The organism is Mesorhizobium sp. M8A.F.Ca.ET.218.01.1.1, assembly GCF_004791165.1.
GTDB lineage: Bacteria > Pseudomonadota > Alphaproteobacteria > Rhizobiales > Rhizobiaceae > Mesorhizobium.
The window spans coordinates 1-421 of the sequence record NZ_SRUZ01000052.1 but is presented as its reverse complement, the minus strand read 5'-3'; the positions used below and the strand labels follow the sequence as shown (position 1 = coordinate 421).

General features: G+C 61.8%; 1 protein-coding gene. It reads right to left on the bottom strand.

Features of this window, described 5'->3' with window-relative positions; genetic code table 11:
- Positions 1 to 162: 162 nt before the first annotated feature.
- Positions 163 to 421, bottom strand: a 259-nt coding sequence (locus tag EN861_RS34350) for a transposase (protein ID WP_135928210.1), incomplete at its 5' end; no start/stop codon positions are given.

Below are 421 nucleotides of genomic sequence, written 5' to 3'. Positions count from 1 at the left end.
CTGGCGGTGGGGTGAGCCACGGCGATTGGCGGAAGGCGGTGGAGCTTCTCCATTCGTCATCCTCGGGCTTGACCCGAGGATCCAGGCCGCGACGCTCTCCGAAGGATGCGGCCGACCAGAATTCAGCATTGTTGATGCGCTCGCAGGTAATGGCAACTGTGTTCATGCGAAGGCGGTTTTGTCGCGGATGATTGCATTGAGTGTGACGAGAAGCTTTCTGGCGACGGCCACGATTGCGAGTTTCTTCGAACCGGATCGAGCCGCGAGCGCGGTGTAGAAGGCTTTGAAGCGATCGTTGGCGCGAATGGCGCCCAGAGCAGCCATGTAGAGCGCGCGCCGGACGCGCGCGCGGCCACCGCTGATCTTGGCTCTGCGTTTGAGCTTGCCGCTCTCATGGTCGAATGGTGCAAGGCCCGCAAGT